Below are 14,081 nucleotides of genomic sequence, written 5' to 3'. Positions count from 1 at the left end.
ATTCACTGGGTTATCATGAGTGAAATTAATTTTTTAGCTAAGCTAATATAAAAATAACGCATAATCAGCCCAACTTTACTGAGTGGTTCGCAGGGTTCCCCTCCCGGTTATGCCCGGGTTATACGGTAAAATAGCTTTCAATTCCGCCGGCAATGGCCTTTGCCATCTTCATTCTGAACTGACGGGTTCCCAGCAAATGCTCCTCCTGTGGATTGGTAATAAAGGAGGTTTCGATCAGGACCGAAGGAATGGAGGGGGATTTCAGCACCACAAATGCTGCCTGCTCGGGGTGATAACTGTGCATAGTATGCACGGTACGAATATGTCCAATCATATGCCGGCACAAGTCCAGGCTACTTTTAATATTCTGATTTTGCACCAGATCGAAAAATACCCGCTGTAACTGAGCATCTTTGGTCTGCACGTTAATATCGGCGTAATCATCGGCGGCATTCTCCCGCTGCGACAGATAACGGGCCATGGTACTGCTGGCCCCGCGCGTGGACAATGCATATACCGATGCGCCATGTGCCTGTGGGCTGGTAAATCCGTCAGCATGAATTGACAGAAACATATCCGCATTGTGCTGGTGCGCGATATTAACCCGTTGATACAACGGGATAAAGTGGTCATCCTCGCGGGTTAACCGCACTTCAATATGCCGGTGGTTCGCGAACAGGGTCTGTAAATTATGGGCAATTTCCAGCACCACATGCTTTTCTTCTTCTCCCTTCTCGCCAATAGCTCCGGGGTCTTTACCGCCATGGCCAGGGTCTATCATCACCAGTTTGCGGGCCCGTGGCTGCATGGCACCAGGTGACGTTGTCACCTCTACTGCTCCGGGCGTTCGTGAGGGGGTTCTGTACCCTGTCGAAGGCTGGTTTGCTGTACTACTGCGGGCGGGAGATAACGGGGTAAAGGTCAGAGTCGCAAACTCTTCTTTTGCCAGCGCAGGCAGGCATAAAGCCAGCCCGGACAACAGGAAATGACGCCGTGCTAAAGTTAATTTTTTTTTCATCGTGTTTATCAGGTTCCTGACACGGGATCGGGTAAACAAGGATCAGTTGATAAGTATATCGATGATTCAGGTAACTTTTTTGCTGTTTGTTTTGCAAAATACGTCAGCCAGCTTTACCGGGAGTTATCTCTGGCAGGAGAATTGTCTCAGGCAACAGCAAAAACATACCCAACGTATCACGGCCCTGACAGCCTGTTCCCTTAACAACAGAAACCGCGCTAACAGAAAGAACCTCACGGTAAGACACAGGAAAAAACCATCAGCCAGCACCGCCTGTCAGAAAATCGACAATGCTGTTAACTATCTGAAGGAATTATGCAAAATGGAGAGTATGGCGTTGAACACAGTCCGAATTTTGATTAACCCGCACAGGCCTGTGTCGTTGGGAATCACTGGCAAACCAGTCCGGCAGATACATAGTTGAGTACGGGTCACCTCAGCACCTGTCAGCATGCCGTCGTGACCCGAAGTTTATCACCTGTGGTCAGTAAAACAGTCAGCTTTTACTGACTGGCTGTCACCCGCCAGACCGCATTTCCGACATCATCGGCAATAATCAGTGCACCCTGCTGGTCCTGCATCAACCCGACAGGTGCACCATACAACTGTTTCTGATCCTCAGAATAGAAGCCGGTAACGACCGGTTCCGGCTTGCCGGTTGGCTGACCATTGTTAAAGGCCACATAAGAAACCTGGTAACCACTCAATGGTGAACGGTCCCAACTGCCGTGTTCACTGATAAAAACCCCGCCGTGATATTTCTGCGGTAATGACTGGCCGGTATAGAACCATAAACCCAGCGGCGCCACATGTGACCCTATCGCATAATCAGGTTTTAACGCTTTTTCTACCAAATCAGGTCGCTGTGGCATGGCCCGCGGATCAACATGCTGACCATAGTAACTGTAAGGCCAGCCATAGAAGCCGCCTTGTGTTACCGAGGTCAGATAATCCGGCACCAGATCCGCACCGATTTCATCCCGTTCATTGGCGATAGTCCACAGTTTTCCGCTAGCGGGTTCCCATTGCAATCCGGTCGGATTACGGATACCACTGGCATATATCCGGCTGGCACCGGTATCTGTAAATACCTCAAGGATATCGGCACGGCGATATTCTACTTCCGGGCCATTTTCCGTCACATTACTGTTTGAACCGACCCCGACATATAACCGGGTACCATCCGGACTGGCCAGCAGTGATTTGGTCCAGTGGTGATTAATGGTATTGGGTAAATCAGCCAGTTCATTGCCCGGATCCGTAATTTCGGTCTGTCCGGTCTGATAAGGGTAGCGTCTGATACTGTCGGTATTGGCGACATACAATGTGTCACCAATCAGTTGCACCCCGAACGGGGAATTCAAATGTTGCAGAAACAGATGCTTTTCCCAGCCATTCGCTGTATGCCGTAACAAGGTAATCTGGTTGCCACCTTTGGCACCCTTACCGGACTTATTTTTCACCAGTGAGGCAATCATCTGTTTCGGTGTTGTCACCGCCTCTGTGCCCGGGCTGTTACTTTCCACCACCAGTACATCGTTGTTCGGTAACACGTATATTTGTCGCGGATGCTTTAAGTCTGAAGCAATCTTCTCAATTTTTAAGCCTTCCGCTACTTTCGGGGTTGCACCTTGTTGCCAACCTGCGGCATCCGGCACCTGCATTGGCGGTACCAGGAAGTTTTTCGCCACCGGCAGATGCGGGTCACTTCCGGATTGTTGTTGCGGAGTAAGTTTTGCCTGCTGATCACAGCCAGTTAGCCCTAAAGCGATGATGACCGCCAACGGGGCCAGTTTCAGCGTTTTATTCATGATCTGCCTCCTGCAAAATTCCGTGACCGACCGCTCACCACCAGGGCACCCAATGCCAGGAAGATGACAGTAATCACCGATAACACCACATTTTCCGGCACTACTCCGTAAGCATCGCGGCTGTGGACGAAAGCATTAAAAATGGCAGCAATAATGGCCAGCACATTCAGCCAGAAACTCAGCCTTTGCAAACGCCGGCCAGGGTAGTCAGGCCCGGTCCAGACCTGTACCAGGTTAATCAGCCTCGGAATAATGGCAAACAATAACCCCAGGGTAATCAGCCAGCTGGCGGATTTCTGCCACAGTATCTGACTGCTGTACGCATAGGTGATATCGAAAATCAGCGCACCCACAAAAAATCCATAAGGAACAGGGTTCAGCAATTCAAATACCCCCGTAGCCAGCACCGCCCCCCGCCGCCTTTCAGGTACATTCATATTAAGATTCCTTATCTCTGACAGAATGTTGTCTTACCGGATTCACTGCCGGTAAGCCGGAAGATTCCTGTTTTCCGTGCTCTACAGCCTCCCTGCCCCGTTAAGCATAGTGAAATGTGGCAAAATGTTTCCTTAGTTCACTATTTGTTAACATAAATAAGATTATTCGTAGCCCTGACTCCTGAAAGATTTCACTACCGGTGAACAAAAAGCCACTAAGCGCACAGATAACCGTCAGAATGTTTTAAAGTTAGGCAGTTGAATCCTAATGTGTTTATCCGTATTGACAACCTGCCATCAGGCCATTAATATTCGCCCCGTCTTCACGACAATTCCTCTGTAGTTCAGTCGGTAGAACGGCGGACTGTTAATCCGTATGTCACTGGTTCGAGTCCAGTCAGAGGAGCCATATTCAGGTCAGCAGACGTTCCATAACGTCTGCTTTCCGTCTTTCAGCCAGGCAGTTATCCACTCCCCTATATTCAATAACGTCCCGTAAAGTTCGGCACCATCCACCCTCATTTAATAGTATATTTGCTGGGACATCCGGTTCGATCTGTTTTGTACCATCAGACGGAGGGCTGACCTGTGGCGCTTACTGATATTAAAATAAGAAATACAAACCCTTCCGGGAAAGCCGTTAAGCTCACGGACGGCTTCGGTATGTATCTGCTCATGCACCCCCAACGACTCAAAATACTGGCGCATGCAGTACCGTTTTGGCGGTAAGTAAAAAACTCTGGCACCTGGCGTTTATCCTGCCATCTCTTTATCTGTTGCAAGGCAACGCCGTGACGAAGCAAAAAAGCTGCTGGCGAAAGGAAACGACCCTGTTGTGAATAAGCAGGACGACAAACGGGAAAATAGCGGCACTTTTTCGTTTGAATCGATCGCCAGACAATGGCATGCGGGCAATAAAAAATGGTCAGAAGAATACAAGGGGAAAATTCTGCGTACGCTTGAAACCTATCTTTTTCCGGTAACAGGCAATTGTCAAATCGCAGAACTGAAAACCCGCGACCTGCTGGTGCCGACAAAAGTGGTTGAGGATAAGGGTTTTAATGAAGTGGCTATTCGTCTTCAACAGCGTACCACTGCCATTATGCGTCACGCCGTTCAACAGGGTAATCTTGATTACAATCCTGCTCAGGAAATGTCAGGTGCGATTACCTCAGGTAAATGCGCTCATCGTCCCGCCCTGCCCTTTGAACGATATCACGAGTTTTTAGAACACATTGACGGTTATCGTGGACGATTACTTACCCGGCTGGCAGTGTAACTTACCCTGATCATTTGATTAGTCGTTATTAATCGATATAAACCATCAATGCCTCATTATTGATCGTTTTTATAGATCAATAAATTAATGAAATGTGAGATGAATTGACCAATTTTTTTCTTTAAGAGCACTGAATTTGAACACATTGAGTCCGAAACCTCTCACTATCACGTTGAGTCATGCTGTCATTACGGATATGGTAAATGACATCAGCTATATGTTCTAACCATAACGGTACGATATCGCTATCAACGACATGGTTTTACGATATAGTTTGTTAGAAAGGCAGTTTGTAAATTCAATTGCGATAAACCAGGTAACGGAGTACCCCGAGTGAGCAATGCATTATTTCCTTTAACAATCTTCACGACCCAGCGCCGTTTCAATGATTTTTCTACGGACGATATGCGTTATGGCGACATTCCGGAAGACAGGCTGAGAAGAGAGTTCGGACTTAACAAGATATCAAATGTGGTTGATCCCTACACACTGACCCGACTGACAGCATTTGATAATCCACAATCAAGATTCGCAGGAGTTTATGGTAGTTTTCATTGTGGCGATAAGCTGAGTGTCCAGCAATGTGCGCAGCTTTTGTTCGAGGAAATGCAGGTTACATCGATACCTTTTTCTTTCATTGGTCCGCACAGATATCTAATCAATCAGATGCTAAGGAATTTTCAGCTTTCACGAGGCTCAGCTTTTAATAATCCACAGTTGGATACAGCATATCGTGAGAAGTTACATTCTGACTATGCTGCTAAGAAAACAACGTCTATCATGCAAGAAACGATTGGATTATTCATTGATTATACCAGTAAAGGATTTCCTCGTGAACGACTGGATAATTTAACTTCTGCCATTAAACTCTCTGTACTTCCAAAATTTGACTCTTTAATACTTGATAAAATTAATGGAATGGGAGTTACTATTCACGACGTTTATGCAACGAAAATAGAAATTCTCCGTCTTGATGTTAATGAACATGGCTGGAAAGCAAGTGTCAGGTTTACCGGCCAGGATCATTTTGGTCTGGACATCGGTGATATACGTAAACAAAAATTCAATCAGTTTCAGTTTTTCAAAATATGGTTCGTTCTTCAACGATTTAACAAATTTGGTTTTCGTCCATTTCTGACAAATATGAAAGCTGTGATTGACATAGAAGGAAAACGATAATGCGTAAACTAGTCATTTTTTTACTGGCTGTGGTTTTATGTATTATTGGCTATCTGTTTACAGTAAAGCCTAACGTTTCTGTTATCGGCGCACATTACGATGGTAGTACAGCACAGATTATTGTTAATAAATTACCGTTTACCGACTCAAACAAGATTAATTGGTGGCAAAAAAACAAAAATGAAATTTTAAAAAAATACAATATTCCAACGGGTGATAAAATACCATTTCTTATTGTTATCTATGCCTTCGGTGATGGCTATCAAATAGAAGGTAAAAAAGACAGACTTTGCTTCTCAGATATAAAACCACCAAAAAATTGTATTGATAAAAAGATTCTTATGATGATTTGGCGCACGCGAGATGGCGGGGTTAAATATCAATTTTAATTTGTATTAGTTGCGACTTAATCTGACACATGCCCTTGAAAGGTTCAGAGTTACAGGTTTTGATATGGATGTCGAATCCTTATAAATATGTAAGGTAATTCTCATGCTTCACACCTGGTAACCCTGTTATAAAATATAAAATGGATTTTCTTAATCTGGTGAGGAACTCAAATTCCATTCATGTATTTTGGTATTTTTTTTCATTGCCTTATCCTATTTTTTATCCTGGAATGCTCCGATTCCGTTAAAATATAGGATTTAACTAACGACAGACAATCACCACTGAACATAAAGTCCGGATTAATAAAATAGTAGTTCTGAATCATTGTTTCCGCAATAAAGTTCTTTTCCACAAGCTCTTTCATACCCAGCCTTACGTAACCCGCTACTATTGGTGGTCATTTTGGTGGTCCTGACAGAAAGTGAATTCAGGTTTAGCTTGAATATTAGCCAGTTACTCGCAAAGGCGATCCCAGTCAGAGGAGCCATATTAGAGAAGCCCGCTAAAGGAAACTTAAGCGGGCTTTTTGCTGTGTCCGGTCGGCACTTTCAATTTAGGTTCAAATATAGATTCGGGTCGATAAAACTGGCTGTGTTGTTGCGGACAGGCGCTGTTGTCTGAACCAGATGAGTGATAAGGATTCCCTTATCTGGTTGTTTTCGGCAATTGACATGATCACCGGTCCCCACCTTATTCATTTGTAATTTGCGCGCACTATGGTCAGAGACGCTGAAGCATGTCCATCATCTTTACTCATTTCCTGTGTTCCTCCCGACAATAGCTTAACTCTGTACCTCACTGCTTCCGCTCGCGGCTACGGCTATCATCTGTCCATGCCCATTGTGCATGGCTTCCGCCCCATAGATGATTCCCAATGACAGGGTCACGATCTGAATACTTATCAGGTCAGTCATCTGAACCTTATGGGTGTAGAATTATTCAGCCTGTCAGTCAGTTATCACCAGGAAAGGAGGTGTTTCAGATAAAAAGTTCACAGACAGAGACTCTTAAAGTAACTGTGTGACTTTAATAAAATCAGCGACACCTCATTATGCTATACGACCTACAAAAACAAATAATTAATTTAAGAATAATTTACTAAATAATGACACCTTTAATAAATCACCCATAAACTCATACCCGACCAGAAAAAACCGCAATAAAAAGAAAGAATCCTAGACTGATTGATTAATACAATGGAAATCAGAATTATAATAAAGATTAAGAAATACTAAACAAATAAACCAGGTTAATTTAAAAATAATCACAAGGACTGTAAGTATGAAAAAAAACACTAACACCTCACGCCGGGATTTTATCCGGATAACATCCGCTGTCACTGCGGCTTCCCTGTTCAGTGGTAAAATGGCATTAGCGGATAGCCAGGCTAAAAATTCACAGACCGATCAGCCACGTGCAGTTCCTGTGACTCCGCCAGCTAAACTTCCGGAAGGTTACAATATTCTGTTTATTGTCTCAGATCAGGAGCGCTATTTTGATGAATATCCGTTCCCCGTACCCGGCCGTGAAAGGTTAGCGAAAACCGGGACACGTTTCACCAACCATTATATTTGCAGTAGTGTCTGCACACCATCACGATCAGTATTATATACCGGCCTGCATATGCCCCAAACGGGAATGTTTGATAATCTTGGTTTTCCCTGGATGCCTGACAGTCTGGACCCCAAACTGGGTACCCTGGGTCATGTCATGCAGCAACTAGGCTACTACCCGGCCTACAAAGGCAAATGGCATCTTAATAACCAGATACAAAATCCACCCGCTAAAAAAAACGCGGCTTACACAGACATGACTTCTATCCGGCGCGACGAACTCAATGCCCTGATGCAGGAGTATGGTTTTAATGACTATACCGGCATCGGTGATATCATCGGGCGTAGCCACGGTGGCTATCTTTTCGATGAACTGACCGCCAGTCAGGCCATAAGCTGGCTGCGCGGAAATGGCAGAGAAAAGCAGGAGATAAATCAGCCCTGGATGCTGGCGGTCAATTTAGTCAATCCTCATGATGTCATGTACCTTAATACCGATGAACCCGGCGAAAAGAACCAGTGGCAGGGCCGTTTAATTACGGGTAACAGCGGTTCTTTTCCGTCGCAACCACCGGAAAATTCACTCTATAAACAACGTTGGCCGGATGCTCCGCTGGCGGAATCCCGTCATCAGTCGTTTCATCAGCCAGGACGCCCGGCGGCACATCTTGAGTTCCAGTTATGCAATGGTATCATGGTCGGTACCATCGCTGATGTGGATCGACGCTGGAGAAAACTTCAGGACTATTATTTTAACTGCATACGCGATAATGATACCCAGCTGGTGAGGATCCTTGATGAAATTGATGCGCTGGGCCTGACAGAAAAAACAATTATTGTTTATACCTCTGACCACGGAGAACTGGCAGGAGCACATCAGATGAATGGTAAGGGTACCTGTACTTACCAGCAACAGGTCCATGTGCCGATGATTATCGTACACCCTGACTTCCAGGGGGGCAAAGAGTGCCAGGCCCTGACCTCCCACCTGGATGTCATCCCGACCATCGCAGGTTTAACCGGACAAGACACCCCTAAGAAAAGCCCGATCCTGGCCTCAAGAAAAGGGGTTGATTTCAGTTCTCTGCTGTACGCCCCGGAGCGATATCCGGTTAATCATCTGCGGGAAGGTATACTCTATTGTTACGATATGCTGTTGTATTCAGACGCGACTTATGTTGGCAATATGTTCAGAGTTATCCGTGATGAAAGGCTGAGCAGTGAAGAGAAAAAACGACGCTTCAGTATATTTTCTCCTGACCTGAAAAAACGGGGCGGTATCAGAATGATCTATGACGGAAAATATAAGTTCACCCGCTATTTTTCTTTGCAACAACATCACACTCCCGGCACAATGGAAATGCTTCGCAGATATAATGATATTGAACTCTACGACTTAACTAACGATCCTCAGGAAATAAATAATCTGGCCAATGATCAGAAATTTACCACCATCATTAATGAACTCAATGAGAAACTCAACCGGATGTATACCAGTGAAATCGGCAGTAAAGATAACGGGCACTATATTCCTCCGCTCAATGGTCTGAAATGGGAACTTGAGCCGAACCAGACGGCCTGGTTATTCAGGGATTAACCGGCGTTATTGCACACCAGCCCCGGGGATAACACTTTTCTCCCCCCCTGGTGGCTGGTGGATCTGCAGATGTCTGAACAGTACAGCCACTGGATTGCGGGTAAAGGTAGCCCACAGCCTGAAACAGAAGGCAGATTTCCGGACGAGGATATTGTCGTCCCACTGGATTTTAATAAAACGGACCGGGGAACTCTGTCGGGATAGCCATTAGCCTGATTGCTAAACAGGCCGGTAATTTCCGGGCTGGCATATCAACTGATTAACTGCAACGGTCACCAGAAAATCACTGACCACATTAATCATGGGAATACCTGGAAATTCATCTACCCTGCGCAATAGAACTCAATTCTTATCCCACTGGGTTCATAGCACATCATATGCATTGACGGTCCTTCGCCCAACAAGGTTGGCTCAAATTCGATTTCAATCTGATTATCCTTCAACACATTCAGCAACTGATAAAGAGCGTCCCGGCTATCAACCCTGAGTGCTAAGTGATGAAGCCCGACATTGTTTTTACGATCAAAACTAACCGGATCAACAGGTTGTGTTTTCCAGAGCGTAATCATCAGTGAATCATCTTTTACAAAGATGGCAGGATAATCATCACGTCGTTTGACTTCTTTCCATCCTAACAATTTAGTGAAGAACTCAGCGCTCTCTTCAAGGTTACTGACAGTTAAACCAATATGGTGTGCGCCTGAAGTGACTGACATGGTTAAGATCCCCACGGGTTAAGTGTTTTATTCAGGGTTTGGTCAGTCAGATAAATGACTGACCTGATATCTGCTATCTTATCCTGAAAAACGGCAATGATTCTTCTGAAAGCTTCTGCAAAACCTGTCAGGACGCGACTTTGCCGCGCGGATCATCAATATGCTGTTTGGCCACATCATAACGGATCCCTTCGCGATGCAGAATACGTACGTTTTTCACCACGGTAGCCAGTGCTTTTAGAAAGGTTTCCGAATGCTCATGGCGTTCATAGGCTTCAATATTCGCCCAACCTTCGGACAGATGAAATGCATCCGGATTCACCAGGTCCTGAGAAAAGGCATAAAATACACAGCCCGGTAATTGCTGAGCCGCCTGCATTTCCGGCTTGACCGCATCAATAAAGGTTTGCCGGTCTTCAGGGTGCACACGGTAGTAGGCACTGACGATGATTTCGGTCGGCAGGGTTTTATCGTGATCACCCGAGGTACTAATTTTAGGGTTAAGGCTCATTATTTTCTCCGTAAGTCTACTGTTGAATTGAGTAACGCCTTGCAGACAGGCACAGGATTATTCGCCGTGGAAAGCACGCCACGCTGCAAGCGTATCCAGTGATTCACGCAACAAAACTATCTTCCCGTCTTCCGCGACCAGCCTTCCGGCATAGGTCTGCTTGTATATCCGTCCGGTTCCTTCGACAGGAGCTTCCACGCTATATTCGGCAAATGCCTGGGTCGGTGTTTCGATAAAGAACCGGATATTACGGAAACGAAACTCAGGAACTTTACTTAGCAGCCCACCAATAAAACTTTCGATAGCTGCCGGTCCCTGAACCCTGTGTTGCTGACCCAGAGTCTGCAGATACGGTAATTCCAGAGCACCCTCAGCGGCAAATAGTGCAGCTGCGGCTCTTGGGTCCCGGATACTGTCCAGATAGTTTTGCAGTAGCTGTACGGCTGTTTTCATGGGTGATGCCCTTCTGTTTTGAAGCCGGCTGTCTGCGGCATAAGACAACAATAAAGGAATCCTGAAAACCACAAAATAGAAAATAAAGAAAGACATCATTGCAAAATTGAAATGGTAACAGTGTCCTATAAACGACACTGTTTTAGCTTAACCCCACTCAGGATCACTCAGGTGCTTAACAAAGAAATCTGACAGCACTTTCACTTTGAGCGGGCGACTGCGGGCTGTCGGGGTCACAAAATAGAGCCCGCCCTGAGTCATTGACCATTCATCCAGCAGATGGATTAACTGACCCGTTCTCAGATACTCAGCCGCCATAAAGTCCGGCAATTCGGCAATCCCCTGCCCGGCCAGCAGTGGTGGCAGTAATGCATCTGAATTTGTCACCCGCAACGGGCCATTGGGTACTACATCTTCCTGAGCACCCGAAGGATGGGTGAAACGCCACACCTGGCTGCGGGCACGATAAGCATAACTGAAACATGTTCTGGCCGACAGTTCACGCGGGTGCTGAGGCACTCCCTCGCGCGCAAGGTAGCCCGGAGAAGCCAAAAGGTACTGTGTCACGTTACAGATCTTACGCGCTACCAGCGAAGAATCCGGCAATGCTGCGATTCGCAATGCCGCGTCAAAACCCTCAGCGATTAAATCCACGGAGGCATCAGAAAGATGAAGATCGACGCTCAGCTCGGGGAACTGATCCAGTAGTTTAGGTAACAGTGGTGCAACCCAGCGCAGACCAAATGACATAGGCACCGCCAAACGAACCTGACCGCGTGGTTGCACCGCAAGTTCATGGGCTTCACTTTCAACCTCTTCCGCCTGGCGATAGATTTCCGAGGCTTTTGCCGCCATGCTTTGACCAAACTCTGTCAGTGACAACTGCCGCGAGGTGCGGTTAAACAGCCGCCCGCCTAACCGTTCCTCAAGTCTGGCGACAGCACGTGATACGGTGGGTACCGACACCCCCATCACTCTGGCCGCCGCAGCGAATGACCCTTCCTCGGCGACTTTGGCAAACATCGCGAGTCCTTCAAAATCCGGGAATTTATTCATTTCAAATCTGCAATGATGAGTTTCAAATCATTCTATTTTGAAATTAGCTCCCCGTCGATATGCTGTTTAGACCAAACGATACCGACGGTCAGCAACAACGATTCGTCGGGTGAATCATTTATCTGAAGGATAATTAACTTGAGCCACCAGAAAATCACTTCATTGTTATTCGCTTCCTCACTGGTATTGGGTGCTGCCAGTTTTTCAGTCCCGGCAATCAGCGCCGCACAGACCCCACTGGTGACCGTTGCCGGTTTAGATCATGTCGGAATTAACGTTCCTGACCTGAACCAGGCTATCAGCTTTTTCCGGACCACCTTTGGCGCCACACTGGAATCCGATATAGCGCCGGGGGCCATTCCTGCCGCCTGGAAAACCGCCTATAACTGGCATCAGTCCAGCGAACTTAAGCATTTTGCCATGGTGCGTTTACCGAATGGCACCGGCGTAGAGCTGTTCGAGTACAGTGGAAAGCAGGTTGATCATCACCGTCCACACCAGGATGACGATGCCGAAACCCATATCGCCCTGAAGACCAGCAACGTAATGGCAGGATATCAGGCGGTGAAAGAAGCAGGTCTGAAAACATTAAGTTCGCCGGTCACCAATGCCGATGGCACCCAATGGTTTTACTTTCTGACTCCCTGGGGTTCGCAGATTGAACTGACCGGTAAAGAAAAAAATACCGGCTAAGAGGATATGCAGATGAAGAAAATATTCAGCACTATGTTACTGGCCACCAGCCTGCTAACCGGTGCCCATGATGTCTGTGCGGAGGAGACCAGTATGAATACAGAAGCCACTCAGACCGAACCTGCGGGATTACAGCAGTTGATAGACCATCATTTTGCCCTCTGGAATAATCCCCACCCTGCTGAACGGGCAGCAAAATTTCCAGAGGTCTATACAGCAGACTTTTTTATTGCCGACGAGAATGGTCTTAATCAGGGTATGGAACAGGTCAATGCGGCGATAGGTAAAGTACAATCCCTGCACAGTGGCTTTATTTTCACTCCCGCTCCGGTACAGTGGAATCATGGCATTGCTCGTGTCAGCTGGGGATACGGCCCCGCCAACCACCCGTTCCTGGTGCGGGGTGAAGACATATTTACGGTAAGCCACAACAGATTATCCAGTGCCCGGGTTTTCCTGCAGAAATAAACTGATAATCCAGTACTCACGATTCAGTGGCCAGTGGTGAAAACCAGTGGCCTCTGCAGTAAATCGTTTTGATCGTTGTTTCAGAAAATTTGAGACACTCTGTTTCTGCGGAAAAAACAATTCAGAGCTTGCCACGTATTTTTCTCGACAGAGTACGCAGGTTATTTCTCATTTTCAGCAGGTAATAATAGAAATTTTTCCGGGTGACCTGTACCTGGTATTTATTTTCCAGAAGCAGCATGTCATTGGCTTTACACAACGACAGGCTGCCCTTAAATGACAAATCAATCACTTTCAATCGTCCGTCATCACATACAATAAAGTTTCCGGCATGAATATCATTGGAAGATAAGCCACCGCGATGAAGGGCCGAAATACATTCACTGACCCGATCTATATTAGACTGATCAATTTCACCAATCGACGCCCCATCAACGAATTCAAAAACCGCATAACTATCAATACACTGTCTGAATTTTTTCTTTTCAGCAATAAAATAGATATTAGGGGTGTAATTCAGTAACCACTCCCTTCCCTGATTCAGATAACGCATCAGACGGAGGTTGGCAGACCGGTAAATAAAATTCTGCAACCGCTTTTCCAGCCGGTTATCTATCTCCCTGTCACGCTTGATAATGAAATACTTAGAAATGTATCTGACCAGATAAATATCACGCAGAGGATTACCACTGGGAAATTTTTTAACCACGAATTGTTCGAAATTATCACTGAAGATAAGATCGTTAAAAATTTCACCCTCCCGGGTGAAATAGACGTCGTAGCCAAAAGATTTCGTTCTGTTTATCGACAAATTGTAACCATATATTAATATTAATGTAAACTTAAGTGATTATAGCTTTCTACTGTTCCAGACCTTAACATTTATTGCTATTTATCTGATAAACCAGAAGGTGATAATT

15 protein-coding genes, 1 tRNA gene and 1 pseudogene are annotated in these 14,081 nt (G+C 46.0%); 8 read left to right on the top strand and 9 right to left on the bottom strand.

Annotated features, from left to right (window positions below):
* Positions 1-118 precede the first annotated feature (118 nt).
* The 3 genes from B3Z23_RS06675 to B3Z23_RS06665 all read right to left on the bottom strand — a co-directional run bounded on the left by B3Z23_RS06675 (position 119) and on the right by B3Z23_RS06665 (position 3,266).
* Positions 119-1,018 carry an N-acetylmuramoyl-L-alanine amidase gene (locus tag B3Z23_RS06675; RefSeq protein ID WP_294904573.1) on the bottom strand — a complete coding sequence of 300 codons (900 nt, stop codon included), beginning with the start codon at positions 1,016-1,018 and terminating at the stop codon, positions 119-121.
* Positions 1,019-1,521: 503 nt separating this feature from the next.
* Entirely contained in the window at positions 1,522-2,829 is a 1,308-nt protein-coding gene (locus B3Z23_RS06670) for a PQQ-dependent sugar dehydrogenase (RefSeq protein WP_294904571.1), read from the bottom strand.
* A complete protein-coding gene (locus B3Z23_RS06665) occupies positions 2,826-3,266 on the bottom strand; it encodes a DUF2231 domain-containing protein (RefSeq protein ID WP_294904570.1) in 441 nt (146 codons plus the stop codon). The genes B3Z23_RS06670 and B3Z23_RS06665 overlap by 4 nt, the downstream gene beginning before the upstream one ends.
* Positions 3,267-3,599: 333 nt before the next feature.
* Here B3Z23_RS06665 and B3Z23_RS06660 point away from each other — a divergent pair.
* The 4 genes and pseudogenes from B3Z23_RS06660 to B3Z23_RS06645 all read left to right on the top strand — a co-directional run bounded on the left by B3Z23_RS06660 (position 3,600) and on the right by B3Z23_RS06645 (position 6,113).
* Positions 3,600-3,675 (top strand) — tRNA-Asn (locus tag B3Z23_RS06660).
* Positions 3,676-3,854: 179 nt separating this feature from the next.
* Positions 3,855-4,542 (top strand): annotated as a pseudogene (locus B3Z23_RS06655) (tyrosine-type recombinase/integrase); the annotation flags it as partial.
* 336 nt (positions 4,543-4,878) lie between these two features.
* Positions 4,879-5,724, top strand: a complete 846-nt coding sequence (locus tag B3Z23_RS06650) for a DUF3289 family protein (protein ID WP_294904568.1) — start codon at positions 4,879-4,881, stop codon at positions 5,722-5,724.
* A complete protein-coding gene (locus B3Z23_RS06645; protein WP_294904566.1) occupies positions 5,724-6,113 on the top strand; it encodes a DUF943 family protein in 390 nt (129 codons plus the stop codon). Before B3Z23_RS06650 ends, B3Z23_RS06645 begins: the two co-directional genes overlap by 1 nt.
* A 783-nt stretch (positions 6,114-6,896) precedes the next feature.
* Here B3Z23_RS06645 and B3Z23_RS06640 read toward each other — a convergent pair.
* The gene (locus B3Z23_RS06640; RefSeq protein ID WP_294904564.1) at positions 6,897-7,028 is read right to left on the bottom strand and encodes a hypothetical protein; all 132 of its coding nucleotides are present in this window, start codon (positions 7,026-7,028) and stop codon (positions 6,897-6,899) included.
* A 367-nt stretch (positions 7,029-7,395) separates the two neighbouring features.
* On the opposite strand from B3Z23_RS06640, the gene B3Z23_RS06635 reads away from it, so the two are divergent.
* Positions 7,396-9,264, top strand: a complete 1,869-nt coding sequence (locus tag B3Z23_RS06635; RefSeq protein ID WP_294904562.1) for a sulfatase-like hydrolase/transferase — start codon at positions 7,396-7,398, stop codon at positions 9,262-9,264.
* A 69-nt stretch (positions 9,265-9,333) separates the two neighbouring features.
* Positions 9,334-9,468 (top strand): hypothetical protein, encoded by a 135-nt coding sequence (locus B3Z23_RS06630; protein ID WP_294904560.1) that lies wholly within the window; start codon positions 9,334-9,336, stop codon positions 9,466-9,468.
* A gap of 119 nt (positions 9,469-9,587) precedes the next feature.
* Here B3Z23_RS06630 and B3Z23_RS06625 read toward each other — a convergent pair whose 3' ends face one another.
* From B3Z23_RS06625 to B3Z23_RS06610, 4 genes are all read right to left on the bottom strand, one after another.
* A complete protein-coding gene (locus tag B3Z23_RS06625) occupies positions 9,588-9,980 on the bottom strand; it encodes a VOC family protein (RefSeq protein ID WP_294904558.1) in 393 nt (130 codons plus the stop codon).
* A gap of 127 nt (positions 9,981-10,107) precedes the next feature.
* Positions 10,108-10,491: a putative quinol monooxygenase gene (locus B3Z23_RS06620; RefSeq protein ID WP_294904556.1), complete on the bottom strand. Its 384-nt coding sequence runs from the start codon at positions 10,489-10,491 to the stop codon at positions 10,108-10,110.
* 57 nt (positions 10,492-10,548) lie between these two features.
* Positions 10,549-10,944 carry a nuclear transport factor 2 family protein gene (locus B3Z23_RS06615; protein ID WP_294904554.1) on the bottom strand — a complete coding sequence of 132 codons (396 nt, stop codon included), beginning with the start codon at positions 10,942-10,944 and terminating at the stop codon, positions 10,549-10,551.
* Positions 10,945-11,091: 147 nt separating this feature from the next.
* Entirely contained in the window at positions 11,092-12,000 is a 909-nt protein-coding gene (locus tag B3Z23_RS06610; protein WP_294904551.1) for a LysR family transcriptional regulator, read from the bottom strand.
* A gap of 138 nt (positions 12,001-12,138) precedes the next feature.
* On the opposite strand from B3Z23_RS06610, the gene B3Z23_RS06605 reads away from it, so the two are divergent.
* A complete protein-coding gene (locus B3Z23_RS06605; protein WP_294904548.1) occupies positions 12,139-12,693 on the top strand; it encodes a VOC family protein in 555 nt (184 codons plus the stop codon).
* A gap of 12 nt (positions 12,694-12,705) precedes the next feature.
* Complete coding sequence (locus B3Z23_RS06600; protein ID WP_294904545.1) at positions 12,706-13,161, top strand: nuclear transport factor 2 family protein; 456 nt, start codon at positions 12,706-12,708, stop codon at positions 13,159-13,161.
* A 121-nt stretch (positions 13,162-13,282) separates the two neighbouring features.
* Here the strand turns inward: B3Z23_RS06600 and B3Z23_RS06595 are convergent, their stop codons facing one another.
* On the bottom strand, positions 13,283-13,972 hold the full coding sequence (locus B3Z23_RS06595) for a lipopolysaccharide core heptose(II) kinase RfaY (RefSeq protein ID WP_294904542.1): 690 nt from the start codon (positions 13,970-13,972) through the stop codon (positions 13,283-13,285).
* Positions 13,973-14,081: the final 109 nt, after the last annotated feature.

Origin of the sequence: Tatumella sp. UBA2305 (assembly GCF_002345795.1) — a bacterium.
Lineage (GTDB): Bacteria > Pseudomonadota > Gammaproteobacteria > Enterobacterales > Enterobacteriaceae > Tatumella > Tatumella morbirosei.
This window is presented reverse-complemented; position numbering and strand designations above follow the sequence as displayed.